Source organism: Pseudomonas sp. 3-2 (assembly GCF_019710535.1).
GTDB lineage: Bacteria > Pseudomonadota > Gammaproteobacteria > Pseudomonadales > Pseudomonadaceae > Aquipseudomonas > Aquipseudomonas pharyngis.
Genome location: NZ_CP081200.1, coordinates 3,909,734 through 3,936,215, shown reverse-complemented (window position 1 = coordinate 3,936,215; position 26,482 = coordinate 3,909,734). Strand labels below are relative to the sequence as shown.

Here is a 26,482-nt window from a genome sequence, read left to right as displayed (position 1 = left end):
CACAATGGCGCCGTCGCACTGCATTTTCCTTGTGGGAGCGAGCCTGCTCGCGATAGCGCCCGGGTCAGTCAGTTTCATCAGTGCTCGACACAACGCATTCGCGAGCAGGTTCGCTCCCACAGGGAGACCTTGGCGAAATCAGTCGCGGGGTTGTCGGGCCGGAAAGAACAGTTCAAAGCAGGTGATGCCGTCGGCGCTGCTGACGCTGTAGCGGCCCTGATGCAATTGCATGATGGTCGCGACAATCGACAGGCCCAGTCCGTTGGATTGGGCCGAGCGCTCGCGGGACGGATCGACGCGGTAGAAGCGTTCGAACAGCCGCGACAGATGTTCTGCCGGAATGGTCGCGCCCTGATTGCGTACCCGCAGATAACTGCCGTCCGCTTCAGCCACGGCCTCGACCTGCAGCGTCGAATCCGCCGCGCCGTACTTGATCGCGTTGGCGCACAGATTGGCCAGGGCGCGGCGCAGCAGCATCGGTTCGGCCCAGATCACGCCGCTGCCACGGGCCTCGATGCTGATGCCGACGTCGGCGGCCAGCCCTTCGAAGTAATCAGCAATGCGCTGCATCTCATCGCAGGCGTCCAGTTCCTGACGCTGACTCAGCGCGCTGGCCGGGTCGGTGCGGGCGAGAAACAGCATGTTGTCGAGCATCCGCGCCAGCCGTTCGAGTTCTTCGACGTTGGAGGCGAGTAACTGCTGATAGGCGTCGACGCTGCGGCTCTGTTGCAGGGCGACCTGGGTTTCGCCGAGCAGGTTGTTGATTGGCGTGCGCAGTTCGTGGGCCATGTCGGTGGAGACCTGGCTCAGTTGCGCAACCCCTCGGTCGAGCCGGTCAAGCATCGCATTGAAAGCTTCGATCATCGGCTGCAATTCCCGGGGCGTGCCGTGGCGGTCGAGGCGTTCGCCGAGGTTGGCGATGCCGATTCCGTGGGCATGCCGGGCAATCCGCCGCAATGGCAGCAAACCGCGATACACCAGCAGGCAGCCGACCAGCGCCAGCACGATCGCGGCCAATGATGCGAGGCCGTACACGCTGAGGCGGTAATTGGCGAGCATTGCCGTGCGCTCGGTCATCAGGCGTCCGGTGAGCACCTGCAGGTTGCCCAGATCGCCCGAGTCGATGGTCGCCGCCACCGCCGAAAACGGCACACCGTCGACGCTCGGCAAGTGCTGTACATCGCTCAGGGCCATCGGATGACCGATCGGTACGGCGGGCAAGTTCGGGGTGGCGAGGTTGCCGGGGTTGACCACCAGCAGCGGCGGCTGGCCAGGGGCGCCGATGGTCAGCAAGGCTTCGCGGTTGCCGAGCATGTTCTGAAACAGCGCCGGCTTGTTCTTGATCAGCTCCAGGGTGTTGCTGTCGTTGAGGAAGGTGCGCAACTGATCGACGCGACTGACCAACTGGATGTCGTCGCGGCGAATCAGAGCTGCTTCCAGTTGGTTGTACAGCGCCGCGCCCAGGCCTGCCAGCGCCGCAAAGGCGAGCACGGCGAAGACCAGCGCCAGGCGCAAGGTCAGGGAATACGTGCCGGCGACTTTCACGGCTGGGTATCGAAGCGGTAGCCGATGCCGCGCACGCTGTGGATCAGCTTGAGCGGGAACGGATCGTCGATCTTCGCCCGCAGGCGGCGCACGGCGACATCGACCACGTTGGTGTCGCTGTCGAAATTCATGTCCCACACCCGCGAGGCGATCAGCGAGCGCGACAGCACTTGCCCGGTGTGGGTGGCGAACAGTTGCAGCAGGGCGAATTCCTTGTTGGTCAGGGTGATCCGGTTGCCGGCGCGGCTGACCCGACGCTTGAGCACATCGATCTGCAGATCGGCCACCTGCAATTGCTCTTCTTCATGGATCGGCCCGCGCCGGGTCAGGGTGCGCAGGCGTGCCACCAGTTCGGCGAAGGAAAACGGCTTGATCAGGTAATCGTCGGCGCCCAGTTCCAGGCCTTTGACCCGGTCGGCGATGTCGTCGCGGGCAGTCAGGAACAGCACCGGCGTGTCGGTTTCCTTGCGCAGCCGGCGCAGGACTTCCCAGCCATCCATTTTCGGCATCATCACGTCCAGCACGATCACGTCGAAGTCGAATTCCAGCGCCAGGTGCAGACCGTCGGCGCCGTCCCGGGCCAGGCTCACGCTGTAGCCCAGTTCCTGCAAGCCGTTGAGCAAATAATTGCCGGCCTTGGGTTCGTCTTCGACAACAAGGATATTCATGGCTACTGCGCCTCAATGGTCGTTGGTGCAGCCGCTGCCTTGCACTTGATAGTCCAGCACATGTTCACGGCCCTGGTGGTCGAGGTAGTTGAGCTGCGCGGGGATCACGCCGCAGGCCTGGGAAATATCGGTGCTGGAGAGGACTTTGTCGACATCCAGGTGCACGAAGAAGCCGGTTTTGTCATGAATGACGGCAGCGTCCGGCGCAGGCGCGGCGAACACGGAACCGGTGGCGAGGAGGGCGGTGAAGGCGAGGATCAGGGTTTTCATGATGAGTCACTCGAATCGTTGAAGTTGATCGGCGTTCTGGCCGGGACAACTTCAAGCTACCGGGCGATCCGCTCGGCAAACCGACAACTCGATGACAAATCTGTAATAAACCGAACCTGTGGGAGCCAGCGCACTCCCACAGCGTATTCAGCTGGCGTGAGTGCTGAGAATGCTCGCGATCTGTTGTGGCTGGCAGTTGAGGTACGGCGAGGATTTCAGCCACTGCTGATCCGGATACCAGGAGAACATGAATTGGCCGTTCTTCAGGCTGTCGATCACCCGTTTGGCCACTTGCGGTCGCACGGCCGGGCAACCCTGGCTGCGGCCCAGACGGCCGGTACGTTTGCTCCAGAACGGGTTCACGTAGTCGGCGGCGTGGATGACGATGGCGCGGTCACGGGCCATGTCGTTGATGCCCGGTTCCAGACCGTCCATGCGCAGCGAGTAACCGTGGGTGCCCTGGTAACTTTCCTGGGTCCGGAACAGGCCGAGGCTGGACTGAAAACTGCCTTCACGGTTGGAGAACCGGGTGGCGAAGTTTTCCCCGGAGTTCGAGCCGTGGGCGACCAGATCGCGCAGCACCAGTTTTTTCCGCGTCAGGTCGAAGATCCACAACCGGCGCTCGGTGGACGGCTGCGAATAGTCGATGATCGCCAGATGACGAGACTGCTTCGCGCCGTTGTTGATCGCACATTGCATGGCGTTCAAGGCACCTTTCAGCGCCTGGGGATTGAGTTCCGGCGCGGCGTGCGCGAGGCTGGTGTACAGAACCGGCGAAGTGGTGCCGGCGGCAAAGGCTGGACTGGTCAGCACGCCAAGGGCGGTGGCAGTCAGCAGAAGTCGGCGCAAAAACGTCAACATTTAAAGTGAGTCTCCACTTGCTACTTGTTTGGCACTTAGGCTCCTGACGTCCAGTCGTTCCCGGCAAGCCCGCGAATCGGGCCTGACTGTGCACCGCACCTGAGGTAAGGTTGACCGTCAATCAAGACGGCCATGGATTGGAGTAAAGCAGTTGTTCAAAAAGTACGCATGCTACTTGAGCATTTGTTTGCTCGCTGCGCCGTTTGTCGCTTGCGCCGAAGAGCCGTTGCCGGGACTCCCGACGCTGCCGCCCGTGCCGACGGAAATGCCCATCGAACCGCAGAGCCCGCTGCAGGCTGCGCTGATCAGCCTGCCCCAGGCGTGCCCGACGATCGGCACCAGTCTCAACGGTCCGGCGCTGGATCAGTTGCGCGCGTTCTACCAGCAGCAGGACTGGCTGCCAGTGTGGGCCGATGGCGGGCAATTGCCGGCCTTGCATGCGCAATTGCAGCTGTTGGCCGACGATGGCCTGAACCCGAAACGCTATCCGGTAGCGCTCACTGCCCCGCAGGATGGAGAACTGTGCGCCGATATCGAGATCAGCCGCTATTACCTGCAAGCCCTGCAGGATCTGCATTACGGCCGCCTGTTGCAATCGCACTTCGAACCGCTGTGGCATTCCGACGAAACGCCTCGCGACCGTCAGGCTGAATTGCTGGCGATCGCCGTGCCAGGCGTGCACAACGTTCCCGCCGCCTTCGATCTGGCCCGGCCGCAGTTGGCGCAGTACCAGAACCTGCGTCATCTGTATGCCGCGCAGCGCCTGCAAGCCCTGCCTCAGTGGACGTCGGTGGGCAACGGCCCGTTGCTGCGTCCGGACATGGAAGACAAACGCGTGCCGGAACTGGCCCGCCGGCTCTACAGCGAAGGTTATCTGAGCAGTGTGGTCGGCACGCCGGACAACGCTTATCACGGCGTATTGGTGGAGGCGGTGAAGCGTTTTCAGGCCAACCATTCGTTGCAGGCCGACGGGGTGGTCGGGCCGGGGACGATTGCGGAGCTGAACATCAGCCCGTTGACCCGTCGCGAACAATTGCGGGTCAACCTTGAACGTTTCCGCTGGATGGCCCAAGACATGGAGCCGGACGGTCTGCTGGTCAACGTCGCCGCTGCCGAGCTGACGCTTTATCAAGGTGGCCTGCCGGTGTGGCAGACCCGCACCCAGGTCGGGCGCGCCGAACGCCAGACCCCGCTGCTCAAATCCCGGGTCACGCGCCTGACGCTGAACCCGACCTGGACCGTGCCGCCGACCATCTGGAAGGAAGACAAGCTGCCGGAAATCCGCAAGGATCAGACCTTCCTCAGCCGCCAGAACCTGCAAGTGCTCGACGCCAACGGCCAGCCGCTGGCCGCCGCCGACATCGACTGGGACAACCCCGGCAACATCCTCCTGCGTCAAGACGCCGGGCCACGCAACCCGCTGGGGCAAATGGTCATTCGTTTCCCCAACCCGTTTTCGGTGTACCTGCACGACACGCCGAGCAAGGCGCTGTTCGACAAGGGGCCACGGGCGTTCAGCTCCGGCTGCGTGCGGGTCGAGCATCCGATGAAGCTGCGCGATTTGCTGCTCAGCCCGGCGGAGAAGGCGCGCACCGACACCTTGCTCGCCACCGGCACCACCCATGAATTCCGCCTGAGCAATCCGGTGCCGATCCTCATGACTTACTGGACGGCACAGGTCGACGGCCAGGGGCGTGTGCTCTACGCACCGGACATCTACAGCCGGGACAGTGCGTTGCTGGCCGGGCTGGACCGGGCGCATTGATCCTCAGTGGCTGGCGTGTTTCCAGAAAAACCGCGCCAGCCACGCATCCACGCTCAACTTGCCGGCCCCGGCAAACACCAGCGGCAGCAGCGCAGCCAAGTAAATCGCCGGCAGCTTGAAGTTGCCGAAGCCCTTGTTGGTGATCGCGTAACCCTGGGCCAGCTCACTCAACGATGACCAGTCCGCCGGCCAGTGCACGGCAGCGGTGGCGACGACGGTCACGACAATCAGCGAAATCGCCGAAATCCGCGTGCCGAATCCGATCAGGATCGCCAGCGCGCAGATCAGCTCGGCCCACATCGACAGTTCCCAGTTCAGCGTGGCCGGCAAGTGGTCGAAGGGAAACGGGAACCGCTCCTGAATGTCTTCGAACCAGTTCTGGCCGTTGAATTTCTCCAGCCCCGATTCGAAAAACTCCCAGGCGATGAACAGGCGCAAGGTCAGCGGCGCGAGCCACTGACCGGCGCGGTCGAGGTTCACATGCAGGCCTTTGACGGCCGACGAGAGAGCTGTGGTCATGGGAAGGCTCCATTCATTCAAAAGAAAACGGGGCACCGACGTGCCCCGTGAAAAGGGTTATTCGCCGGCGCCGCACTTGCCTTCGCCGCATTTGCCTTCCGAGGTTTTTTCCGCCGAGTCGGCCTTGGCCTGGGTCTGGCTGTAGCCGTGATCCAGTTGCTTGACGCTGAACGCTTCGGAAGCCGAAGCCGCGTTGGACAGGGCCAGGCCACCGGCAAGCAGGAGGCCGAGGGTCAGGGAGGTTTTCGAGCGCTTGGTCATGATGTATCTCCGATGCGATAGGTTAGTTCAAAGGCTTGATCGGGGTTGCCGATCGACAGGCGTATTTGAGCGTCAGGCTGTATCGCGGATGTGTCGCAAAGGGCCGGATTTGTGCGCGGGATGTGTCGGGCGTCGGGCCGTACACACTGCGATACACAGCGCCGTTGTGATTCGATTGCCGGGCGCAGCGTCTAGCCACCGTGTCCCCGCAATCCCATGGGGCGAGACTTCGAGACCCGGCATGCAAGCGCTGTTGAACGAGATCCTTGACGCTGTCCGGCCCCTGATCGGGCAGGGCAAGGTGGCTGACTACATTCCCGCCCTCGGCACCGTGCCGGCCAATCAACTGGGCATCGCCGTGTATGGCAACGACGGCGAGATGTATTGCGCCGGCGACGCCGAGACGCCGTTCTCGGTGCAGAGTATTTCCAAGGTATTCAGCCTGGTGCAGGCCATCGAACATTCCGGCGAGGCCATCTGGGAGCGTCTGGGCCATGAGCCGTCCGGCCAGCCGTTCAACTCGCTGGTGCAACTGGAATTCGAACGCGGCCGTCCGCGCAATCCGTTCATCAACGCCGGGGCGCTGGTGATCTGCGACATCAACCAGTCACGCTTTGCGGCGCCCGCGTTGTCGATGCGCGACTTCGTACGGCGGCTGTCGGGCAACCCGCAGGTGATGGTTGACGGCAAGGTCGCTGACTCCGAATACCAGCACCGCGCGCGCAACGCGGCGATGGCGTACCTGATGCAATCTTTCGGCAATTTCCACAACGACGTTGAAGCGGTGCTGCGCAGCTACTTCAGCCACTGCGCGTTGCGTATGAACTGCATCGATCTGGCCCGGGCGTTCTGCTTCCTGGCCAACGACGGTTTCTGCAAGCACAGCGGTGAGCAGATTCTTACTCGCCGCCAGACCCAGCAAGTCAACTCGATCATGGCTACCAGCGGCCTGTACGATGAGGCGGGCAACTTCGCCTACCGCGTCGGTCTGCCGGGCAAGAGCGGCGTCGGTGGCGGCATCGTTGCGGTGGTGCCGGGGCAGTTCACGGTGTGCGTGTGGTCGCCGGAACTGAACACGGCGGGCAACTCGCTGGCGGGGATGGCGGCGCTGGAAATGCTCAGCTCGCGGATTGGCTGGTCGGTGTTCTGAGGCCGTGTTGCTTTGAGGGAGGCCAACCTATACATTTTCCGGCCGCCCTCAATATGGTGAATCCGCTCCATGTCTCTCGCGCTCGAACGTCTCGTCGCTGGCACGCCTATCCCTTTCGCCGGTAACCGCGTCACCGTGGTCAGCCCCGAACTGGCCGAGCGTTTCCGCCCCGGCGACCACCTGTTGGTGGAGCAGGTGAGCGGCGAGCTGTTGCTGATTCCGGTGGCGGATCAGCAGGCAGCCTCGGTGGCAATCGAGCGTGCAGCGGCGGCGTTTACCGCGTTGTCAGCGGTGCCGGACGAGGCCATCAGCCGCTTCTTCGATCTGTTTGCCCAACGTCTGGAAAACCCGGACGCCTGGGCACTGATCGAAACCGCCAACCTCGCCGACATCGAACGGGCCAAGGCGCGCGGTCGCTCCACCACCCGCTTGCTCGCCGACGAGCGCATGCGCCGCGACATGATCGCCGGTCTGCGGGCCTGGCGTGATGCGCCGGCCACCCGTGGCAAGGTGATCAGCAGCGTCGAACATGACGGCTGGAAGGTCGAGCAGGTAGTGTCGCCGCTGGGCATCGTCGCGTTCGTGTTCGAAGGTCGGCCAAACGTCTTCGCCGACGCCGCGGGCGTACTGCGCACCGGCAACACCGCCGTGCTGCGTATTGGCAGCGATGCGCTGGGTACCGCGCAAGCCATCGTCAGCCACGCCCTGAACCCGGCGTTGGTCGATGCCGGTCTGCCGGCCGGTGCGGTGTCGCTGGTGGAGAGCGTCAACCACGCCGCCGGTTGGGCGATGTTCGCCGACCGGCGTCTGTCGCTGGCGGTGGCCCGTGGTTCGGGGCGTGCGGTCAGCCAGTTGGGCAGCATCGCCCAGCAGGCCGGCACCGCCGTCAGCCTGCACGGCACTGGTGGCGCGTGGCTGATCGCCGACCGCGAGGCGGACGCCAAGCGCTTTGCCGCTGTGGTGCGCAACTCGCTGGATCGCAAGGTTTGCAACACGCTGAACGTCTGCCTGATCCAGCGCGACCGTGCTGCCGAACTGGTGCCGCTGTTCCTCGACGCCTTGCAGCAGGCCGGCACCGCGCGTGGCCAGGGCTGCAAATTGCATATCGTCGAAGGCAGCGAAAGCTACCTGCCGAGCGACTGGCGGAACGCGACGGTCGAGGTCTATCGCGCCGAGGGTTACCAGACCGAAGCGCTGGCCGAACCGCTGTCGGAAGCCCAACTGGGCCGCGAGTGGGAATGGGAAGAAACCCCGGAAACCAGCCTGATGATCGTCGACGATCTGGATCAGGCCATCGCGCTGTTCAACCGTTACAGCCCGCAGTTCACCGTGTCGCTGATCAGCGAGGACGCGGCGGTTCAGGAGCGCTTCTACAGCGCGGTCAACGCGCCGTTCGTGGGCAACGGGATCACCCGTTGGGTCGATGGCCAGTACGCGCTGAACAAGCCGGAACTGGGCCTTTCGAACTGGGAAAGCGGCCGCCTGTTTGCCCGCAGCGCGATCCTCTCCGGTGACGGCGTGTTCACCGTACGCAGCCGCATGACGCAGATCGATCTGGGCGTAAAACGCTGAACAGAACAACGCCGCGCCCGTCGCAATGGCGGGCGCGGCGTTGTGTTTTCAAGCCGCATCGACTGCCTGACCGTACACCGCGCAAGTCGACGGTTGCTCGGCCAGCGAGACAAAGGTGCGACGGTCGGCACTCAGTGCGTCGATCGAGCCGGTCTCGATGTCGTACACCCAGCCATGCAGATTCAGCAGGCCTTTCTCCTGAGCCAGGCGCACGCTCGGGTGAGTCTGGATATTCGCCAGTTGCGCGATCACGTTTTCCCGCACCATCGAACTCAGCCTGGCGGCGTCATTGGCGTGTAGCCGCGATTCGTTGACCACTTTCGCCGACTCGGCGTGTTGCAGCCAGCCGCTGACGGCGGGCAGGTGATCCATGCATTTGCACTGGGCGATGGCGGTCATGGCGCCGCAATCGGAGTGGCCGCAGATCACGATGTCGGTTACGCCGAGCACGGCCACCGCGTATTCCACCGTCGCCGAAACTCCGCCCGGATGCGGGCTGTAGGACGGCACGATATTGCCGGCGTTGCGGATCACGAACAGCTCACCGGGTTCTTGCTGGGTCAGCAGTTCCGGGACGACGCGGCTGTCGGAGCAAGTGATGAACAGCGTGCCCGGGGTCTGGGTGGTCGCCAGGTGTTTGAACAGCTCGGTGCGTTGCGGAAACGCCTCGTTCTGGAACTTCAGGAAGCCTTCGATCAGGTTTTTCATGGTGTGTCCTCTCAGTTCGAACAGCCGGTGCCGAATTCGCTGTATTGAAGAATGTGTTTTGCGCCGTGGCTGTCGAGGTAAGTCATTTCGACCGGCACTACGCCGCAGACGTCGGCGACCGGGGTGATGCTCACGACTTGCGCGATGTCCAGCGACATGCCGTAGCGGTAGGCGACGGCCTCTTCATCAGCCTGGGCCTGGGCGGCGAGGCCGGCGAGCAGGGCCAGGGTCAACAGAATTTTTTGCATGGGGCAGCCTCCAGACAGATGTGGTGATGACTTGGCAAATCAGGTTTGGAGGGGCCCGCACGCGGGTTGCGGGCCCGGGAGGGATCAGAACGGACGCAGCGGGAGGAACTTGCCGTCGAGGGTGACCACGGCGCGGGAGCCGCCTTCAGGGTCTTCGACTTTCTTGATGTCGAGCTTGAAGTTGATCGCGCTGATGATGCCGTCGCCGAACTGCTCGTGAACCAGCGCCTTCAGGGTGGTGCCGTAGATCTGGATCATCTCGTGGAAGCGGTAAATGGTCGGGTCGGTCGGCACGCCGTCGAGGCTGCCGCGCAGCGGGATGATTTGCAGAGCGGCGACGTCTTCGGCGCTCAGCTCAAGCTTGTCGCCGACCACTTCGGCAGCGGCTTTCGGCAATGGGTGCTGGCCGAGGAGGGCGGCGGTGACGTAGGCCAGGCTCAGGCCGGTGCCGTCGGCCAGGTCCTGCCACGACAGGTTTTTCTGAGCCTTGGCATCCAGGGCGCGGGTGGTGAGGGCGATGCGGCAGTCGTTGTAGGCTTGGGATTGCATGGTGCTTCTCCTTTCGGGGTTGGCTTGCTGTGTGGGATTCATCTTCTGCCGATTGATCCATAGCGTCCAAGACCGATATACAATGCCAAGCATAAGTACTGCCTATAGATGGAGCGTCCATGCTGCTGCGACATTTGCGATACCTGCTGGCCGTGGCCGATCACGGCGGCTTCACCCGGGCGGCCGAGGCGTTGCACGTGTCGCAGCCGACCTTGTCGCAACAGATCCGCCAACTGGAAGAAACCCTCGGTGTGGATCTGTTTGATCGCACCTCGCGCTCGGTCAAACCTACGGACGCCGGACAGGCCTATATCGAATGCGCGCGACGGGTGCTGGTGGAGCTGGAGGCGGGCAAGCGCGCGTTGCATGACGTGAAGGATCTGTCCCGAGGCTCGCTGCGGCTGGCCATGACGCCGACGTTCATGGCGTACCTGGTCGGGCCGTTGGTGCGCGATTACGTGGCGCGGTATCCGGGGATTCACCTGGAGATTTTCGAGTTGTCGATGGACGACATCGAGGCCGGGTTGGCGGATGACTCGCTGGATATTGCGATTGCCTTCACGCCAGTGCGCAATCCGGACATTGAGTGCATTCCGGCGTTTGTCGAGACGTTGGGGGTGATGGTCGGGCGTGAGCATCCGCTATACGACAGCTCTTCGGTGCTGACCCCGGATGACATTGCGCAGCTGGATTTCGCCTTGCTGGCGCCGGATTTTTTCACGCGCCTGTCGATCGATGAATACTTCCGCCAGAACGGCATCACCCCCAAGGTGCAGATAGAGGTGAATTCGGTGAGCACGTTGCTGGAAGTGATCCGGCATGCGCCGATTGCGACCATGCTGCCCGAGGCGATTGCGACCGAGGACCGGGCGTTGCGCAGGTTGCGGGTCGAGAGCGAAGCGCCGCAGCGGGGAGCGGCGTTGTTGCGGCGCAACAACAACTATCACAGTGCGGCGGCTGAGGCGTTTATGAAGTTGGTGCTGGAAACTCGTTCATGAGCTTTTTTTGCGAGCAATAAAAAGAGCCTGCTTCGTTTTCGAAGCAGGCCCTTGTTTTATTGAAGTTTTAACTTAGCAGAACCGATCAATCACCCGAACTTCGTTCTTGTTCTGCATCGAGTCCCACGCCTGTTTCAGCGTTTGCAGAACATTACCGATGAAGTCCTTGTCGGCCGCGGCTTTCTTGCCGACATAGCCGTGGCCACGGCGGTACATCTTCAGGCGGGCCAGCAGGTTCTGGTTGTTCCGGTCGAACTCTTCTTCACCAGCATGGGGCGACAGGCAGTCGATATGGACCTGACCCGACTTGCTGATCCACAGAATATGGCTGTCGTGGCTGTCTTTTTGCGCAGCGAACATACGAGCCAGTTCTTCGATAGTAGGTTGATTGTTCAGATTCATCATATTGCCCCTTGACCAGTCTGGTGATCTTTCAAAGTTGATTCGCTAATACAGGTAGCCCATCGGTTAGTTGATCCCTGGCACCGAAACCAGGACGTCAGCGGTCGCCCGTGTGAAGTACGGGGTCATGCGTCTGTTGCATGTAGTCGTGTTGAATAACTGCTACGCAAAAGCGTCACAACGAGGAGAAGCAGCGAAAACCGGGAGGCTCCTTGACGACGTTTTCAGGGTCGACCACAAGCGTCTTGAGAATTTTCGCCAGCGCTTCTCGTCCTTGTACTGGACGTTCAGGCCAGGTCAGCTTCTTCAATCTGCCTTGTGGGCAGCGTGTATCCGGAAAAAACAGCTCGGCGGTCAGACGAGCTTGCTCAAGCGTGTTGCCAGTGCTCCCGATCGGGGAGACGTCTGCATCATGCAAAAGCAAAACGATGCCGTCAACGGTTTTGTAGTGATTATTTTTGGTCACTACATATTGTCGGACAAAGTCATTCTGGAATGAAAAAAGAGGAGCTCACGCAGCGGGAGAAAGGCTGCGCAGGCAGTAGAACGTGCAGGGATAGCCGTCCACGGTTTTGGTCTGGCGAGTAAAGTCGCCGCCGCTCAGCTCGGGGATGAACCGGGCCCAGAACCGCTGTGCAGGCAGGTTGGCGTCGACATGGAAAATCTGCCATCGACCGGGCAAGTGGCTCAAGAGGGCAGAGGCGACAAACTGCGCGACGCCTTGGCCACGCCAGCGCCGGCTGACGAAGAAATAGCCGATGTTGAAGTCGGCGCCTTCGATGAGGAGGTGGTCATCCACGGTCACGAACCCCGCGAGTTCGCCGTCGACGTGGATCAGGAATGGCCGGGTCGCTGGCTGGCGCCAGTAATCGTCTTTCAACTGGATCGGGAAGAAACCATGTCCTCCCAGCTTCAGCGGCAGCCACTCGCTGAAGTCATAGGTGTAGAACTGCATCAGGTTTTCGAGGGTGTCCAGTTCGTCGCGCCGGGCGACGCGCAGTTCGATGACAGACATGCCGCTGCCTCCTGACCATCACTGCAGAAACAGTAGCGTGCAGCGGGCTATTTGGCTGCCGGTTTTGCCGAGCGTTTGCCGGTTCCGGTGGTTTTGCGCCGAGTGGTCTTGCGTTTGTTCTTCCATGGCGCAGCGGCTTTGCCGGCAGGTGGCGGGCCGCTGATGGTCAGGTTCAGCCCGGCGCAACGGGTCACTTGCTTGCTCATCCATGCGGCCTGTTTGGTGACGAACTCCTCCAGACTCATCTCGCCGCTCTGCACCATGTCCAGCGCCTGTTCCCAGATCGCCGTGGTCCCGGGGTCGGCAATCGCCCGCGGCACGGCGTCGATCAGGCTGAAGGCGGCGGGCGTGGCGGACAGCGCCTTGCCGTTTTTCACCAGATAACCGCGATCCAGCAACCCTTGAATGATCGAGGCGCGGGTAGCTTCGGTGCCGATGCCGGTGGTGTCCTTGAGTTTCTGCTTGAGCAGCGGATCTTCCACCAGTTTGGCGACGTTCTTCATGGCCTTGATCAGGTCGCCTTCGGTATAGGGCTTGGGCGGTTGCGTCCAAAGGTCCTTGAGCTTCACGTCCGCCACGGCGCACTCGGCGCCTTGGGTCAGTGTCGGTAGCGTCTGTGGCGCGGGGGCTTCACGCCCCCTGGCCGGGGCCAGCGCTTCGGGCAACGCGCGTTTCCAGCCCGGCTCGATGATCTGCTTGCCGACCGCGCGCAAGGCTTCCCCGGCGCAATCGAAATCGGCCTGGGTGCGGTCGTATTCGTGATTGGGCAGGAACTGAGCCAGATACCGTGCGCGAACCAGCGTGTAGACCGCGCGGTGCTTGCCGGTCAGACGCTCCAGGTTTTTCGCGGCAGCGGTCGGAATGATGCCGTGGTGGGCGCTGACCTTGGCGTCGTTCCAGGCGCGGGAGCGGCGCTGTGGCTCCAGATGCTCGCGCAGCGCTTCGAGGCTCGGATCGGCCTGACGCAACGCCGCAAGAATCCCTGGCGCCTCGCTGTGCTGGCTCAGGGGCAGATAGCCGCAATCGCTGCGCGGGTAGGTGATGACCTTGTAGGTTTCGTAAAGCGCCTGGGCGATGTCGAGGGTTTCCTGGGCACCGAGGCCGAGCTTCTTCGAGCAGACTTCCTGCAAGGTGCCGAGGTCGAAGGGCAGGGGCGCCACCTCGCGCATGCGCTCGGTGCGCAGTTTGACCACCCGGGCACTGGCAGCGCTGCCGATCGCGGCGGCCGCTTGCTGGGCGAGGGCCTGATTGAGGCAGCGATCCTGATCGTCACAGGCATCGCCCGGCGCCCGCCATTGCGCCGTGAACGGCGTGCCGTTGTGCAGCAGTTGCACGTCGATGGCCCAGTACGCGACCGGCACGAAATCGGCAATGCTGCGGTCGCGATCCACCACCAGTCGCAAGGTCGGCGTCTGTACCCGGCCCACCGGCAACACGCCTTGATAGCCCGATTGCCGGCCGAGCAGGGTGAACAGGCGACTCATGTTCATCCCGATCAGCCAGTCCGCCCGCGAGCGCCCCAGTGCCGAGTGATACAGGCTGAAGGTTTCAGCGCCCGGTTTGAGCGCTGCCAACGCCTTGCGGATCGAGGCTTCATCCAGCGCCGACAGCCACAAGCGGCGGATCGGCCCGCGATAGCGGCAATGCTCCACCAGCTCCCGGGCGGTCATTTCGCCCTCGCGGTCGGCGTCGGTGGCGATGATCAGTTCGCTGGCCTCGCCGAGCAGGCGCTTGACCGCCTTGTACTGGCTGGCGGTACGCGGCTTGACGGTCATTTTCCACTTGTCCGGGATGATCGGCAGGTCGGCCAGCACCCAGCGCTTGTATTTGGCGTCGTAGGCGTCCGGCGGTGCGGTTTCCAGCAAGTGGCCGATGCACCAGGTCACCGTGACGTCCGTTCCCAGCCAGCAGCCGTCGCCCCGACGCTTTGCGCCGAGCACGGCCGCAATGTCCTTGGCCTGGGAAGGTTTTTCACAGAGGTACAGCCGCATAACCACCGTCGTCGATCATTGCCCGAAGAGGCGCACAGAATGGCCTGACTCGGGCGATGGGGCAACTTTTATCTGTATGGATATACAGATGAATAGTTTGCCGGTCATGACAGCCCCCGTCGGAGCAATCCGGGACGCTATCGAGAAATTGATTAGCGCCCGCGTTGGCGGCTGTGGCAGGTTCAATCTGCCTAACAGGGCGAGTGACAGGACGATCTCGCCAGAAGATCGCCGTTTTTCTGTCTGACACTGACTCTTCAGAAACAAGGACGTACACCATGTCTCAACCTTCCTCCCAGGCCAGCAGCGCCTTCACCGCCGTCGACACCTTCAGCCACCTGTACGATCGCGGCACCGGAACCGTCAACGGCAAACCATCGTTCACCGCCGACCAGGCCGCCGACGAAATCCTGCGCAAGGGCATGTCGTGGCAGGACAAGAATGCCGACGGCAAGATTGATCTGACCTACACGTTCCTGACCGACAAACCGTCGAACTACAACCCGAAACTCGGTAACTTCAGCGAGTTCAGCGCCCAGCAAAAGGCCCAGGCCGTGTTGGCGATGCAATCGTGGTCCGACGTGGCCAACGTGACTTTCACCGAAGGCAAGGGTGGCGACGGCCACATGACTTTCGGCAACTACGACGTCAGCACCGGCGGCGCGGCGTTCGCCTACCTGCCGCAGGGCAGCAGCTACGACGGTCAGTCGTGGTACCTGATCAACGATCAGTACCAGGTCAACAAGACCCCGGACACCAACAACTACGGGCGCCAGACACTGACCCACGAAATCGGCCACACCCTCGGCCTGTCGCACCCGGGCGCCTACAACGCCGGCAACGGCAACCCGACCTACGGCGACGCCAAATACGCCGAAGACACCCGTGGCTACAGCCTGATGAGCTACTGGAGCGAAGCCAACACCGACCAGAACTTCAGCAAGGACGGCAGCGGCGCCTACGCCTCGGCACCGTTGATGGACGACATCGTCGCGGTGCAGAAACTCTACGGCGCCAACTTCGAAACCCGTGCCGACAACACCGTGTACGGCTTCAACTCGAACGCCGATCGCGACTTCTACAGCGCCACCTCGAACACTTCCAAAGTGGTGTTCTCGGTGTGGGACGGCGGCGGCAATGACACGCTGGATTTCTCCGGCTTCAGCCAGAACCAGAAGATCAACCTCAACGAAGGGTCGTTCTCCGATGTCGGCGGTCTGGTGGGCAACGTGTCCATCGCTCACGGCGTGACCGTGGAAAACGCCATTGGCGGCTCGGGCAATGACCTGCTGATCGGCAACGCAGCGGCCAACGACCTGGTCGGCGGTGCCGGCAACGACATCATTTACGGCGGTGGCGGCGGTGATTCGCTGTGGGGTGGTGAGGGCGCAGACACCTTCGTGTTCGGCGCGGCCAGCGACTCGACCATGACCGCGCCGGACTGGATCATGGATTTCACCAGCGGCCTGGACAAGATCGACCTGTCAGGCATCGCCGGGTTCGCCACCGGCGCAGCCACACTGAACTTCGTCAGCGGCTTCACAGGGCATGCCGGGGACGCGATCCTCACTTACTTCGAACAGACCAACCAGACCAGCCTGATGATTGACCTCACAGGCCAGGGTTCGGTGGACTTCGCCGTGGGTGTGGTGGGGCAGGCGGTGGCGACCGATATCGTAGCCTGATCTGAAACCGGAAAATCTGAAACGAAAAAACCGCAGTCCTTCGCAGGCTGCGGTTTTTTTGTTTTTGGACATCGCTCTAAGACAGTGAAATCCGTTACTGCTCGGTCTCGAGGATCGACGTGGCGTGGGCATTACGTACTCGGGCAAACCACCCGAAAGCCGCCACGCCCAGCAGCGTCGCCAGCACGGCCAGAATCAGAATCACACGTTGCGTCCCCAATGGCGCAGCAAGCAGTGCGACCAGCAGACCGGCCAGCGGTTGCGACAAGTTGTTGAGCAGGGTGACCACGCCCACGGTCTTGCCGAAGTCCTGAGGTGGAATGACTCGCTGGCGAATGCTGCGCATGTAGACGTTGAACATTTTGTCGAAGCCGACGATCAGCAGGAAACCCAGCACATAACCCGCCAGGTTCGGGCTCAGGGCACTGATGAAGGCGCCGGCGGCGAGCATCGAACAGGCAACCCCACCCAGTACGCGCAACGGCAATACCACCCGGGCGAGGAAAAACAGAATCACGATGGTGGTCACCGCGCCAACCGCTTGCAGCATGGCGTAGTCGTCCTTGCCGGCGCTGTATTGACCCAGCACCATGGCCGCCGAAGTGGCCAGGGTGACCCCGACAATCAGGTTGACCCCCACTGCCAGTGTGATGATCTTTTTCAGCTCCGCCCGTTCGCGGATATGCCTGAAAGCGATGCGCAGAGGCTGCAGCCAGATGTCCTGATGCTGCTCGAACACCTCCAGGGTGATACGGCTGAAACGTTGCCACACCCGCATGCTCAGGTCGGCGAGCAGGAACAGCCCGGCCACCCACAGCACCACCCAGTACCAGGCCGAAACTTCCAGCAGCAATGCCGCCACCAAAGGCCCCAGAACCAGTCCGGTCTGGTCGGCTATCTGCGAGTAGGACAGGGTTTTGGTGTAGCTGTAGTGTTGGAAAATACGCGGCATCAGCACTTCGCGGGCCATGATGCCCTGAGTCGTCAGCACGCCGCATAGCGCCGACAGCACCACCAGCCACGCGATACCGCCGAAGACGGCATAAAGCCCTACTGCCAGCACGCAAAGCAGAGCACGGTAGACCTGACTGATGTGCAGGATCCTGATGGGCGAGAACTTGTCGCACAGGGCTCCGCATAGCGGAAACGCGAGAAAACGCGGCAGCGACTCGACGAAGAATGCAAGCCCCGCCCAGGACGCGCTGTTGGTAGTCTGGAACACCACAAGCGGCACGATGAACAACAGGATCTGATCCGCCAGCCGTGACAGGAACAGCGAGATGAAAAAAGCCAGGTAATCCTTGCGCATGATGACTCCTGTCGGTGGGCGTCTTGGTCGTTTTGCGCGTGATATGAAAACAGAAACCGCCGCCTTCGCAAGCGACGGTTGTTACTGATCGGAGAAAAAACCGTTCGGCTGCGGATCCGACGAGATTCCCCCACATGGGTTATACCTGAACCGGTGCCTTCGCCGCCGTCAGGAGAAACCGATGAAAAGTTCCGGTCCCAGTCCCGTCATCACCGTTGCCGAGCAGCCTGGCTGCCTGCTGGTAAAATTCCACGGCATACAGGTCGCCGCCTCGGCCCGAGCCCTGGTGCTGCTCGAAGCCAATTACCCGCCGGTCTACTACATCCCGCGTGAAGACATCGACGAAACATACTTCGCCCGCACCGACCACACCACCTACTGCCCGTACAAGGGCGATGCCAACTATTTCAGTCTGCAAGTGCCGGGGCACGAAGGGGCGAACGCGGTATGGACGTACGAAAATCCAAAGATTTCGGTCAGCCAGATCAAGGACTACGTGGCGTTTTATCCCGATCAGGTGAAGTTTGAGTTGTTGGAGGCGGAGGTTTGAAATTCCGCAGGGTGGCGAGGGCATTGCGCCCCCGCCACACGAATATCAATCAGTTCTTGTCCAGATCGATATTCTTCGTCTCACGCAGACAGATCATCCCCACCACCAGGCTCACCCCGGTAATCAGCACCGGGTACCACAACCCGTAGAAAATATCCCCGGTGTACACCACCAGCGCAAACGACACGGTCGGCAGGAAACCGCCGAACCAGCCGTTACCGATGTGGTACGGCAGGGACATCGAGGTGTAGCGGATGCGGGTCGGGAACAGTTCGACCATCAGCGCGGCGAGCGGGCCGTAGCACATGGCCGAGATGATGATCAGGCCGACGATCAGGGCCACGATCATCGGTTTGTTGATTTGCTGCATATCAGCCTGTTGCGGATAGCCGGCGAGGGTGATCGCGCCGCGCAGAGCCGCCTCGTCGAAGCCGTCGAGTTTCACATCGCCGACGCTCACCTGCACCGCGCTGCCCGCCGGGGCGGCAACACTGGAGTAGGGCAGGCCTTGCTTGACCAGGAAGGTCTTGACCTTGTCGCACGGGCTGTCGAATTTGGCCTTGCCCACCGGATCGAACTGGAAGGTGCAGGTCGCCGGGTCGGCCACCACGGTGATCGGTGCCTGTCGGCTGGCGTGGTCGATGGCCGGGTTGGCGTAGTGGGCCAGGGATTTGAAGATCGGGAAGTACAGCGCGGTGGCCAGCAGCAAGCCAAGCATCAGCACCGGTTTGCGCCCGACCTTGTCCGACAGCCAGCCGAAAATGATGAAGAACGGCGCGCCGATCACCACGCTGATGATCAGCAGACTGTTGGCCACCGCCGGGTCCATTTTCAGGAACTGGGTGAGGAAGAACAGCACGTAAAACTGCGCCGCGTAGAAGGTCACCGCTTGCCCGGCGTTGATGCTGAACAGGGCGATCAGCACGACTTTGAGGTTTTCCCATTTGCCGAAGGACTCGCGGATCGGCGCCTTGCTGGCCTTGCCTTCTTCTTTCATTTTCAGATAGGCCGGCGATTCGTGCAGACTCAGGCGAATCCAGGTGGAAATACCCAGCAGCACGATCGACAACAGGAACGGAATACGCCAGCCCCAGACTTCGAATTGATCGCCGGTGAAGTAGCGGCAACCGAGCACCACCAGCAGCGACAGCAGCAGACCAAGGGTCGCGGTGGATTGAATCCAGCTGGTGTGGAACCCGCGCTTGCCGATTGGCGCGTGTTCGGCCACGTAAGTCGCGGCGCCGCCGTATTCGCCGCCGAGGGCCAGGCCCTGCAGCATGCGCAGTATCACCAGAATGATCGGTGCGGCGATGCCGATGCTGGCGTAGGTCGGCAGCAGGCCCACGGCGAACGTCGCCACGCCCATCAGGATGATGGTTGCGAGGAAGGTGTATTTGCGCCCGATCATGTCCCCCAACCGACCAAACACCAGCGCCCCGAACGGCCGCACGATGAAGCCGGCGGCGAATGCCATCAGCGCAAAGATGAACGCCGTGGTGTCGTTGACCCCGGCGAAAAACTGCTTGCTGATGACCGCCGCCAGGGCGCCGTAGAGGAAGAAGTCATACCACTCGAACACCGTCCCCAGGGACGAGGCGAAGATGACCTTTCGGGTATCGGGGCTGGCGTCCGCGCTGCGCACGGCGTCCAGAGGCTGAACGTGTTCTGACATATCGGTATCCCTCACAGTGATTGTTTTTGTTGTTTCCACTGTCGGCGCCGACCTTGTGGGCGGGTGCCGCTGTTCCTTTGGTCAAGAGAGTGCGGTCAGTGCTTTTTCTTCGGCGGGAAAACTCCGGGCGGTTGGGTTGAGAATCAGCTGTGCCGCTTTTTCAGCAATCATCAGCGTAGGCGAACAGGTGTTGCCCGAGGTAATGCGCGGCATGATCGACGCATCGGCAATCCGCAGCCCCGGCACGCCATGCACGCGCAACTGCGCATCGACCACGGCGTCCGCGTCGTTGCCCATGCGGCAGGTGCCGACCGGATGGAAAATCGTCGTGCCGATCTTCGCCGCCGCTTCGTGCAGTTGTTCTTCGGTTTGCAGGCTGGCGCCTGGCAGATATTCCACCGGGTTGAAGGCTTGCAAGGCGGGAGCGCTGACGATGCGCCGGGTCAGGCGAATCGCGTCGGCGGCCACACGCAGGTCTTCGGGATGGCTGAGGTAATTGGGCTGGATCAGCGGCGCGGTTTGCGGATCGGCTGAGCGAATCTCGACCCGGCCCCGGCTCTGCGGCCGTAAATCACACACCGACGCGGTGAATGCGGGGAAGCTGTGCAGCGGCTCGCCAAAACGCTCCAGCGACAGCGGCTGCACGTGATATTCGAGGTTGGCCGAGGTCTGTTCCGGCCCCGAGCGGGCAAACGCACCCAGCTGACTCGGTGCCATCGACAACGGCCCGCTGCGGTCGTACAGGTAACGCAGGCCCATGCCCATCTTGCCCCAGATGCTGCCGGCAATCTGGTTGAGGGTGCGGGCGTTTTCCAGTTGGTAGATAAGCCGCAGTTGCAGGTGGTCCTGCAGGTTGCCGCCGACGCCCGGCAATTCATGCACCACGCCGATCCCGAGCTTTTCCAGCAGCGGACGCGGGCCGATTCCGGAGCGTTGCAGAATGCTCGGCGAGCCCACGGAGCCGGCGCACAACACGATCTCCTTGCGCGCCTTGAAGTTCTTTTGTTGACCCTGCCAACGGGCGCTGACTTTCGAAGCGCGACCGTTTTCGAACAAAACCCGATCTACTTCGACTTCAGTCAGCACGGTGAGATTGGCCCGATCGCGAATCGGCTTCAGAAACGCCTTCGCCGCATTCCAGCGCACCCCGGCCTTCTGATTGACCTGAAAGTAGCCGCAACCCTCGTTGTCGCCCTGGTTGAAGTCGTCGATGCTGGCGATGCCGCTCTGTTCGGCAGCGCTGCGGAAGGCATCGAGAATCGGCCACGACAGGCGCTGGCGTTCGACTCGCCATTCACCCTTGTCGCCATGAAAGTCCGCCGCACCAGCAAAATGGTTTTCGCTCTGTTTGAACAGCGGTAGCACATCGTTCCAGGCCCAGCCCGGATTGCCTTCGGCGGCCCAGCCGTCATAGTCGTTGGCTTGGCCACGCATGTAGATCATGCCGTTGATCGACGAACAGCCGCCCAGCACTTTGCCGCGCGGATAACTCAGCGCGCGGCCATTGAGGCCCGGTTGTTCTTCGGTCTTGAAGCACCAGTCGGTGCGCGGGTTGCCGATGCAGAACAGGTAACCCACGGGAATGTGAATCCACGGGTAGTTGTCGCGCCCGCCAGCCTCCAGCAACAGCACGCGCTGCTGTGGATCGGCCGACAGCCGATTGGCCAGCAAACACCCGGCCGGCCCGGCGCCGACCACGATGTAGTCGAATTCATCAAGGGACGTCTGCATTCCCTGACCTCGCTTATTGTTTTTGTTGTCGGTCATCCTAGTTGTTTGCTTTCGTCAAAAGAATGTTAGTTTTTGCGCAGCCGCTGTGCGTTTTCAAACAGCGCTTTATGACGATAGCCGACAAGGACAAGCCATGTTCGACTGGAACGACCTGCGGTTCTTTCTCGAGTTGCAGCGCAGCGGCCGACTGCTCACCGCCGCCCGCCGCCTGAACACCACGCACGCCACCGTCGCCCGACATATCGAAGCCATCGAAAAAAGCCTTGGCACCGCGTTGTTCGTCCAGCATGCCCAAGGCTACGAAATGACCCCGGCGGGAGAGGCGCTACTCAAACATGCCGAAGCCATGGAGAACGTCGCGCTCCTGGCTCAGGAAGAAATCACCCAGTCCACGGCGCCGCTGGGCAAGATTCGCGTCGGAGTGACAGAAGGGCTGGGCATCATGTTTCTCGCCAGCCGCATGATCGGGTTGTTCGAACGCTATCCGGGGCTGGAAGTGGAACTGGTGGCGGTGCCGCGCTTCGTCAGCATCCTCAATCGCGAGGCGGAAATCAGCATTCACCTGGAGCGGCCGGCGGCGGACATGCTGGTCACCCGCAAACTCACCGATTACCGGCTCGCGCTCTATGCCAGCCGCGCCTATCTCGACAATGCGCCGCCGCTGCGCAGTCGCGAAGATCTCGGACGGCACGCGTGGATCGGCTACGTCGATGATCTGCTGTTCAGTCAGGAACTGATGTTTCTCAACAGCTTCTGTCGCAACCCACGGGTGGTGTTTCACAGCACCAGCGTGATCGCGCAGCAGCAGGCGGCGCGCTCAGGTCTCGGCATTGCCGTTCTTCCTTGTTACATGGCGGCTTCGGACCCGGATCTGGTGCCGCTGTTGCCCGATGAGAGCATCGAACGCAGCTACTGGATCAGTACGCGGCGCGAGTTGCACAAGTCGGTACGGTTGCGGGTGGTTTGGGATTACGTCGTGGGGTTGTGTGAGGCGGAGCAGGGGTTGTTGCTCAACCCCTGAGATCAAAAAAACGATGCGTCAGAACGTGCCAATGCTTTTCGGTGTAGGGCTCCACGCCGTCGTCACCTGGTTATTGGCGCCGGCTTGCCACTGTTTTACGTCGGATGGATTCGTCTCACTGCGGATGATGCATTTCCATTCCACGGAGGTCTTTTCAGTTAAAAGGGTGAACTTGGTCTGACCGGTCCATGTCGGGTAGGCAGAGGGGGTCAGTTTCACTGCCTTGGTCACATCCCAACTGCCGATTTCCGGGAGGTTGCCGACGACGTAGACGCTGTAGCCCGGCGTTGTCACACCGTTGTTGCACTCAAAGTCCACAGGTAGAAAATAGGTAAACGTGACGGCGCTTTGAGCATGGCTGATCAAACTCAGCATCGCCAACAAGAGAACACCTTGTGGCACAAAATGACGAATCCGGAACATGTTGGACGCCTCGATTTACTGTCGTAGAGGCCAGCGTAAACCTGGCCAAACGGCAAGTAACCTGACAGAACTGACAGTTCTTTAGAGCACTTGGCGATAGTGTCGTCGGTTACTCGTCAATTCATCTGCAATGCGCTGCCTTTGGGGCAAGTTCGCCCCCCCTTCCATGCAACTAAAATCACCGCCAATGGGTCATTCGATTTGCGGAGGTTGAGTCATTTCGCAGAACCTCGACAACGAAGACGTTTCCCGTGGCCACTCACCTCGATCGCCGCAATAACCTGTCCCTCGACAGCCTGAATTTCTTCCTCGCCGACGTGCGTGACGGGCTCGGTCCTTATCTGGCGATTTACCTGCTGGCGGTTCACCAGTGGGAGCCGGCGAGTATTGGTCTGGTCATGACCCTTGCCGGGATCGCCGCGCTCATCACCCAGACCCCGGCAGGTGCGCTGGTCGACAGCACGCGCTTCAAACGGTCGCTGATTGCGATTGCCGCGCTGGTGGTCACCGCAAGCTGTCTGCTGCTGCCGTTTGTGACGTCGTTCAGCCTGGTGGCGGTGACGCAAGCCATCAGTGCCGTCGCCGCTTCGATCTTCGCGCCGGCCATTTGCGCGATCACCCTCGGGATTACCGGGCCTCGTGCCTTCACGCGAAGAACCGGGCGCAACGAAACCTTCAACCACGCCGGCAACGCTTGCGCCGCGTTGTTGGCCGGTTTGTCCGCGTACCTGTTTGGTCCGATTGCGGTGTTTTATTTGATGGCGGTCATGGCGCTGGCCAGTGTGATTGCCGTTTCCTTTGTGTCGGCAGACGCGATTGACCACGATCTCGCCCGAGGTCTTTCCCCCAGCGAAGCGGGGCAGGGCAAGCAGCCTTCGGGCTTTTCCGTGTTGCTCACCAACCGCCCGCTGCTGATGTTCGCGATTTGCTGCGCGCTGTTTCATCTGGCGAACGCGGCGATGTTGCCGCTGGTGAGTCAGAAGCTGGCGCAGGCCAATCTGCAGATGGCCACGCCGCTCACGTCTGCCTGCATCGTCGCGGCGCAACTGGTGATGGTGCCGGTCGCGCTGCTGGTGGGGGCGAAGGCCGATCTTTGGGGACGCAAGCCGTTGCTGCTGGCGGGGTTTCTGATTTTGCCGTTGCGCGGTGTGCTGTATGTGCTGTCGAACGATCCGTGGTGGCTGGTTTCGGTGCAGTTGCTCGATGGCATCGGCGCGGGGATTTTCGGCGCGCTGTTTCCGGTGGTGGTGAAAGACCTGACGCTGGGGACCGGCCACTTCAACGTCAGTCTGGGGGCGATTTCGACAGTGTTCGGACTGGGCGCGGCATTGAGCAACAGTCTGGCGGGCATCGTGGTTCAAGAGGCCGGTTACAGCGCCGGGTTTCTGACCTTGGCGGCCGTGGCGCTGGTAGCGCTGGTGCTGCTTTGGGTGGCGGTGCCCGAGACAGTGTCGGGTTCCAATGCCGACTCAATGGCACTGCAAAGCAAGGCGCCGCCGATGGTTACGCCTTGACTCAACGGTCCCAAGACCTGTTCAACCGGCGGGAATCGACAGCGTCGCCCGCAGGCCTCCCTCGACCCGGTTTTGCAGTGTGATCCGCCCACCCAGACGGGTGGCGATGGTATTGACGATGGTCAGCCCCAGGCCCGCGCCCCCGGGGTTGCCCCGGCTGTAGAACCGCTCGAACAATCGCGCCCGGTCCGTTTCATCGATACCCGGGCCCTGATCTTCAACGTCCAAATGGTAAAAACCGTCGACGCGGGTCAATTGCACGCTGATCACGCCGTGCTCCGGGGAGAAGTTGGCGGCGTTGGTGATGAGGTTGTTCAAGGCAATGTCGATGGTGGCAGCATCGGCGAACGCTGGAAAAGGTTGGTCGCTGACGTCAAAGGCCAGTTCCAGATGTTTGCTCAGCAACCATGGCGTGAGTTGCACCAGACTGTTGCGCACGGTGTCGCCAAGGTCGATGCGTTGGTTGGCAGGCGCACTGGCCTTGGGTTCGAGGCGGGCCATGGTCAGTAGCTGATTGACCAGTCGGCTGGTTCGATCCACCCCGGCGATCAGAAATTCGAGTGACTCGCGACGTTCCTGCTCGGTGCCAGCCTCCAGCAGGTTTTGCGCATGTACCCGCAGTACCGCCAGCGGCGTGCGCATTTCGTGGGCGGCGTCGGCGATGAACCGGCGTTCCCGACCGAGCACTTCCTGGATCTGCGCAAGCATGCGGTTGAGTGCGGCTTGCATCGGTTCCAGTTCGCTGGGCAGCGGCGTCAGTTGCAGCGGTTCGAGAGCGCCACTGTGGCGGGCGCGCAGGGTCGCCGCCATATTGGCCAGCGGCTTGAGCCCCCAGCCGATGGCCAGCCAGATCATCGCCGCCAGGATCAGACTGCCGATTACGTTCGGCCACAGGGTATGGCGGACGATCCGGTCAACCAGATCCGCTCGCACGTCGCCACGTTCACCCACCCAGATGCGCAAACCGTTCTGTTTGTCTTCCAGGACAAACGCCCGCCAGTGGCGCTTGTTCAGATCCTCCACGTCGCTGAAGCCTGGCTGGATCGGCGGCGTGCTGAAGGAGGGCGCGCTGGCGGTATGCACCAGGATTTCGCCCTTGGCATTCCAGACCTGAAAGGCGAGTTTTCTTTCGTAGGGATGGCCGTCCCCTTTGGGCACGGCTTCGGCCAGTGCCGAGTTGAACGCCCGATAGAGATCCGCGTGTTCCTGCCCCGGCAACGGCATGCGCATCACGCCTTGCAGCAGACGCGCGTTCTGCGCCAGTTGCGCGTCGTAGACCTCGGCGATTTCGTGGTTGCTGTCGTGCAGGTTGAACAGGCTGAGCACAGTCAGACCAGCGAGCATCAGGCCGATGATCAGGGTCAGGGTGCGGCGCCGGATCGAGGTCATCGGCGCTCCTCCACCAGATAACCCACGCCGCGAATGGTGCGGATCAGGTCGGTGGAGAATTTCTTGCGCAGGTGATGAATGTGCACTTCCAGGGTGTTGCTTTCGGCTTCTTCGTTCCAGCCGTAAAGCAGTTGTGTGAGGTGGTCGCGGGTCATGACCCGACCCGGCGGCGAGAGCAGTTCGTGCAGCAACTGATATTCTTTGGGCGTGAGCACCACCGGCTGCCCCAGATAGCTGACTTGCTGGGTGCCGGGGTTGAGGCTGATGCCGGCGTGCTCGATCAGCATCTGCGCGCGTCCGGCACTGCGTCGCAGCAGGGCGCGCAGGCGGGCCTTGAGCTCGGCCAGGTCAAAGGGCTTGATCAGGTAATCGTCGGCGCCGGCGTCCAGCCCCGCAATGCGGTCTTCGGTGGCATCGCGGGCGGTGAGGATCAGCACCGGCAGGTTAGAACCAGTGCTACGCAGACGGCGTAGTACTTCCAGGCCGTCCATGCGTGGCAGGCCGAGATCGAGCACCGCCAGATCAAAGGTTTCGCTGAGCAGGGCGTGCAGGGCGCTGCTGCCGTCCTTGAGCCAGTCGACGGTGTAGCCCTCGCGCCCCAGCGCCTGATGAATGCCCTCGCCGAGGGCCACGTCATCCTCGATCAGTAGTAAACGCACACGGACT

Annotated in this window: 27 protein-coding genes; 9 read left to right on the top strand and 18 right to left on the bottom strand. The window is 61.9% G+C overall.

Annotated features, from left to right (window positions below):
- Window positions 1-138 precede the first annotated feature (138 nt).
- The 4 genes from K3819_RS17655 to K3819_RS17640 all read right to left on the bottom strand — a co-directional run bounded on the left by K3819_RS17655 (window position 139) and on the right by K3819_RS17640 (window position 3,344).
- Entirely contained in the window at window positions 139-1,545 is a 1,407-nt protein-coding gene (locus K3819_RS17655) for a heavy metal sensor histidine kinase (RefSeq protein WP_221397600.1), read from the bottom strand.
- Entirely contained in the window at window positions 1,542-2,213 is a 672-nt protein-coding gene (locus K3819_RS17650) for a heavy metal response regulator transcription factor (RefSeq protein WP_039767117.1), read from the bottom strand. The genes K3819_RS17655 and K3819_RS17650 overlap by 4 nt, the downstream gene beginning before the upstream one ends.
- Before the next feature lie 12 nt (window positions 2,214-2,225).
- Complete coding sequence (locus K3819_RS17645; protein WP_085610650.1) at window positions 2,226-2,483, bottom strand: DUF2790 domain-containing protein; 258 nt, start codon at window positions 2,481-2,483, stop codon at window positions 2,226-2,228.
- 147 nt (window positions 2,484-2,630) lie between these two features.
- Window positions 2,631-3,344 (bottom strand): murein L,D-transpeptidase catalytic domain family protein, encoded by a 714-nt coding sequence (locus tag K3819_RS17640; protein ID WP_085610649.1) that lies wholly within the window; start codon window positions 3,342-3,344, stop codon window positions 2,631-2,633.
- 151 nt (window positions 3,345-3,495) lie between these two features.
- Between K3819_RS17640 and K3819_RS17635 the strand changes: the two genes are divergently transcribed.
- A complete protein-coding gene (locus tag K3819_RS17635) occupies window positions 3,496-5,109 on the top strand; it encodes a murein L,D-transpeptidase (RefSeq protein WP_221397599.1) in 1,614 nt (537 codons plus the stop codon).
- A 3-nt stretch (window positions 5,110-5,112) separates the two neighbouring features.
- On the opposite strand, the gene K3819_RS17630 is transcribed toward K3819_RS17635, so the two are convergent.
- A complete protein-coding gene (locus tag K3819_RS17630; RefSeq protein ID WP_221397598.1) occupies window positions 5,113-5,628 on the bottom strand; it encodes a DoxX family protein in 516 nt (171 codons plus the stop codon).
- A gap of 57 nt (window positions 5,629-5,685) precedes the next feature.
- Entirely contained in the window at window positions 5,686-5,889 is a 204-nt protein-coding gene (locus tag K3819_RS17625) for a hypothetical protein (protein ID WP_039767107.1), read from the bottom strand.
- A gap of 241 nt (window positions 5,890-6,130) precedes the next feature.
- Here K3819_RS17625 and glsB point away from each other — a divergent pair, with 241 nt between their 5' ends.
- Window positions 6,131-7,039: a glutaminase B gene (gene glsB, locus K3819_RS17620; protein ID WP_011334745.1), complete on the top strand. Its 909-nt coding sequence runs from the start codon at window positions 6,131-6,133 to the stop codon at window positions 7,037-7,039.
- Between the two features lie 69 nt (window positions 7,040-7,108).
- Window positions 7,109-8,611 carry an aldehyde dehydrogenase family protein gene (locus tag K3819_RS17615; RefSeq protein WP_221397597.1) on the top strand — a complete coding sequence of 501 codons (1,503 nt, stop codon included), beginning with the start codon at window positions 7,109-7,111 and terminating at the stop codon, window positions 8,609-8,611.
- Window positions 8,612-8,659: 48 nt separating this feature from the next.
- Here the strand turns inward: K3819_RS17615 and K3819_RS17610 are convergent, their stop codons facing one another.
- The 3 genes from K3819_RS17610 to cynS all read right to left on the bottom strand — a co-directional run bounded on the left by K3819_RS17610 (window position 8,660) and on the right by cynS (window position 10,116).
- Window positions 8,660-9,319: a carbonic anhydrase gene (locus K3819_RS17610; RefSeq protein ID WP_221397596.1), complete on the bottom strand. Its 660-nt coding sequence runs from the start codon at window positions 9,317-9,319 to the stop codon at window positions 8,660-8,662.
- Between the two features lie 11 nt (window positions 9,320-9,330).
- Window positions 9,331-9,567, bottom strand: coding sequence for a DUF2790 domain-containing protein (locus tag K3819_RS17605; protein WP_064597472.1), 237 nt, complete (start codon window positions 9,565-9,567; stop codon window positions 9,331-9,333).
- An 84-nt stretch (window positions 9,568-9,651) separates the two neighbouring features.
- Window positions 9,652-10,116 carry a cyanase gene (gene cynS, locus K3819_RS17600; protein WP_221397595.1) on the bottom strand — a complete coding sequence of 155 codons (465 nt, stop codon included), beginning with the start codon at window positions 10,114-10,116 and terminating at the stop codon, window positions 9,652-9,654.
- A 119-nt stretch (window positions 10,117-10,235) separates the two neighbouring features.
- Here cynS and cynR point away from each other — a divergent pair, with 119 nt between their 5' ends.
- Window positions 10,236-11,114 (top strand): transcriptional regulator CynR, encoded by an 879-nt coding sequence (cynR, locus tag K3819_RS17595; protein ID WP_221397594.1) that lies wholly within the window; start codon window positions 10,236-10,238, stop codon window positions 11,112-11,114.
- 72 nt (window positions 11,115-11,186) lie between these two features.
- On the opposite strand, the gene K3819_RS17590 is transcribed toward cynR, so the two are convergent.
- Window positions 11,187-11,516: a hypothetical protein gene (locus K3819_RS17590; RefSeq protein WP_047293552.1), complete on the bottom strand. Its 330-nt coding sequence runs from the start codon at window positions 11,514-11,516 to the stop codon at window positions 11,187-11,189.
- Window positions 11,517-11,643: 127 nt separating this feature from the next.
- On the opposite strand from K3819_RS17590, the gene K3819_RS17585 reads away from it, so the two are divergent.
- The gene (locus tag K3819_RS17585) at window positions 11,644-12,015 is read left to right on the top strand and encodes a hypothetical protein (RefSeq protein WP_064597467.1); all 372 of its coding nucleotides are present in this window, start codon (window positions 11,644-11,646) and stop codon (window positions 12,013-12,015) included.
- Between the two features lie 12 nt (window positions 12,016-12,027).
- Here the strand turns inward: K3819_RS17585 and K3819_RS17580 are convergent, their stop codons facing one another.
- Both K3819_RS17580 and K3819_RS17575 read right to left on the bottom strand, forming a co-directional pair.
- Window positions 12,028-12,531, bottom strand: coding sequence for a GNAT family N-acetyltransferase (locus tag K3819_RS17580; RefSeq protein ID WP_221397593.1), 504 nt, complete (start codon window positions 12,529-12,531; stop codon window positions 12,028-12,030).
- Window positions 12,532-12,578: 47 nt separating this feature from the next.
- Window positions 12,579-14,522: a DNA topoisomerase III gene (locus K3819_RS17575; protein WP_221397592.1), complete on the bottom strand. Its 1,944-nt coding sequence runs from the start codon at window positions 14,520-14,522 to the stop codon at window positions 12,579-12,581.
- Window positions 14,523-14,800: 278 nt separating this feature from the next.
- Between K3819_RS17575 and K3819_RS17570 the strand changes: the two genes are divergently transcribed.
- Window positions 14,801-16,207 (top strand): serralysin family metalloprotease, encoded by a 1,407-nt coding sequence (locus K3819_RS17570; RefSeq protein ID WP_221397591.1) that lies wholly within the window; start codon window positions 14,801-14,803, stop codon window positions 16,205-16,207.
- 94 nt (window positions 16,208-16,301) lie between these two features.
- Here the strand turns inward: K3819_RS17570 and K3819_RS17565 are convergent, their stop codons facing one another.
- Window positions 16,302-17,516, bottom strand: coding sequence for an MFS transporter (locus K3819_RS17565; RefSeq protein WP_221397590.1), 1,215 nt, complete (start codon window positions 17,514-17,516; stop codon window positions 16,302-16,304).
- A 181-nt stretch (window positions 17,517-17,697) separates the two neighbouring features.
- Here K3819_RS17565 and K3819_RS17560 point away from each other — a divergent pair, with 181 nt between their 5' ends.
- The gene (locus K3819_RS17560) at window positions 17,698-18,066 is read left to right on the top strand and encodes a DUF427 domain-containing protein (RefSeq protein WP_085610637.1); all 369 of its coding nucleotides are present in this window, start codon (window positions 17,698-17,700) and stop codon (window positions 18,064-18,066) included.
- Between the two features lie 49 nt (window positions 18,067-18,115).
- Here the strand turns inward: K3819_RS17560 and K3819_RS17555 are convergent, their stop codons facing one another.
- Window positions 18,116-19,738 carry an MFS transporter gene (locus tag K3819_RS17555; protein ID WP_221397589.1) on the bottom strand — a complete coding sequence of 541 codons (1,623 nt, stop codon included), beginning with the start codon at window positions 19,736-19,738 and terminating at the stop codon, window positions 18,116-18,118.
- A gap of 81 nt (window positions 19,739-19,819) precedes the next feature.
- Window positions 19,820-21,469, bottom strand: coding sequence for a GMC family oxidoreductase (locus K3819_RS17550; RefSeq protein WP_221397588.1), 1,650 nt, complete (start codon window positions 21,467-21,469; stop codon window positions 19,820-19,822).
- A gap of 133 nt (window positions 21,470-21,602) precedes the next feature.
- Here K3819_RS17550 and K3819_RS17545 point away from each other — a divergent pair, with 133 nt between their 5' ends.
- Window positions 21,603-22,490: a LysR family transcriptional regulator gene (locus tag K3819_RS17545; RefSeq protein ID WP_085610634.1), complete on the top strand. Its 888-nt coding sequence runs from the start codon at window positions 21,603-21,605 to the stop codon at window positions 22,488-22,490.
- Between the two features lie 18 nt (window positions 22,491-22,508).
- On the opposite strand, the gene K3819_RS17540 is transcribed toward K3819_RS17545, so the two are convergent.
- On the bottom strand, window positions 22,509-22,913 hold the full coding sequence (locus K3819_RS17540) for a carbohydrate-binding module family 20 domain-containing protein (protein WP_085610633.1): 405 nt from the start codon (window positions 22,911-22,913) through the stop codon (window positions 22,509-22,511).
- Window positions 22,914-23,164: 251 nt separating this feature from the next.
- Between K3819_RS17540 and K3819_RS17535 the strand changes: the two genes are divergently transcribed.
- A complete protein-coding gene (locus tag K3819_RS17535) occupies window positions 23,165-24,427 on the top strand; it encodes an MFS transporter (RefSeq protein WP_221397587.1) in 1,263 nt (420 codons plus the stop codon).
- Window positions 24,428-24,448: 21 nt separating this feature from the next.
- On the opposite strand, the gene K3819_RS17530 is transcribed toward K3819_RS17535, so the two are convergent.
- Window positions 24,449-25,816: an ATP-binding protein gene (locus K3819_RS17530; RefSeq protein ID WP_221397586.1), complete on the bottom strand. Its 1,368-nt coding sequence runs from the start codon at window positions 25,814-25,816 to the stop codon at window positions 24,449-24,451.
- Window positions 25,813-26,475: a response regulator gene (locus K3819_RS17525; protein WP_064597443.1), complete on the bottom strand. Its 663-nt coding sequence runs from the start codon at window positions 26,473-26,475 to the stop codon at window positions 25,813-25,815. The genes K3819_RS17530 and K3819_RS17525 overlap by 4 nt, the downstream gene beginning before the upstream one ends.
- Window positions 26,476-26,482: the final 7 nt, after the last annotated feature.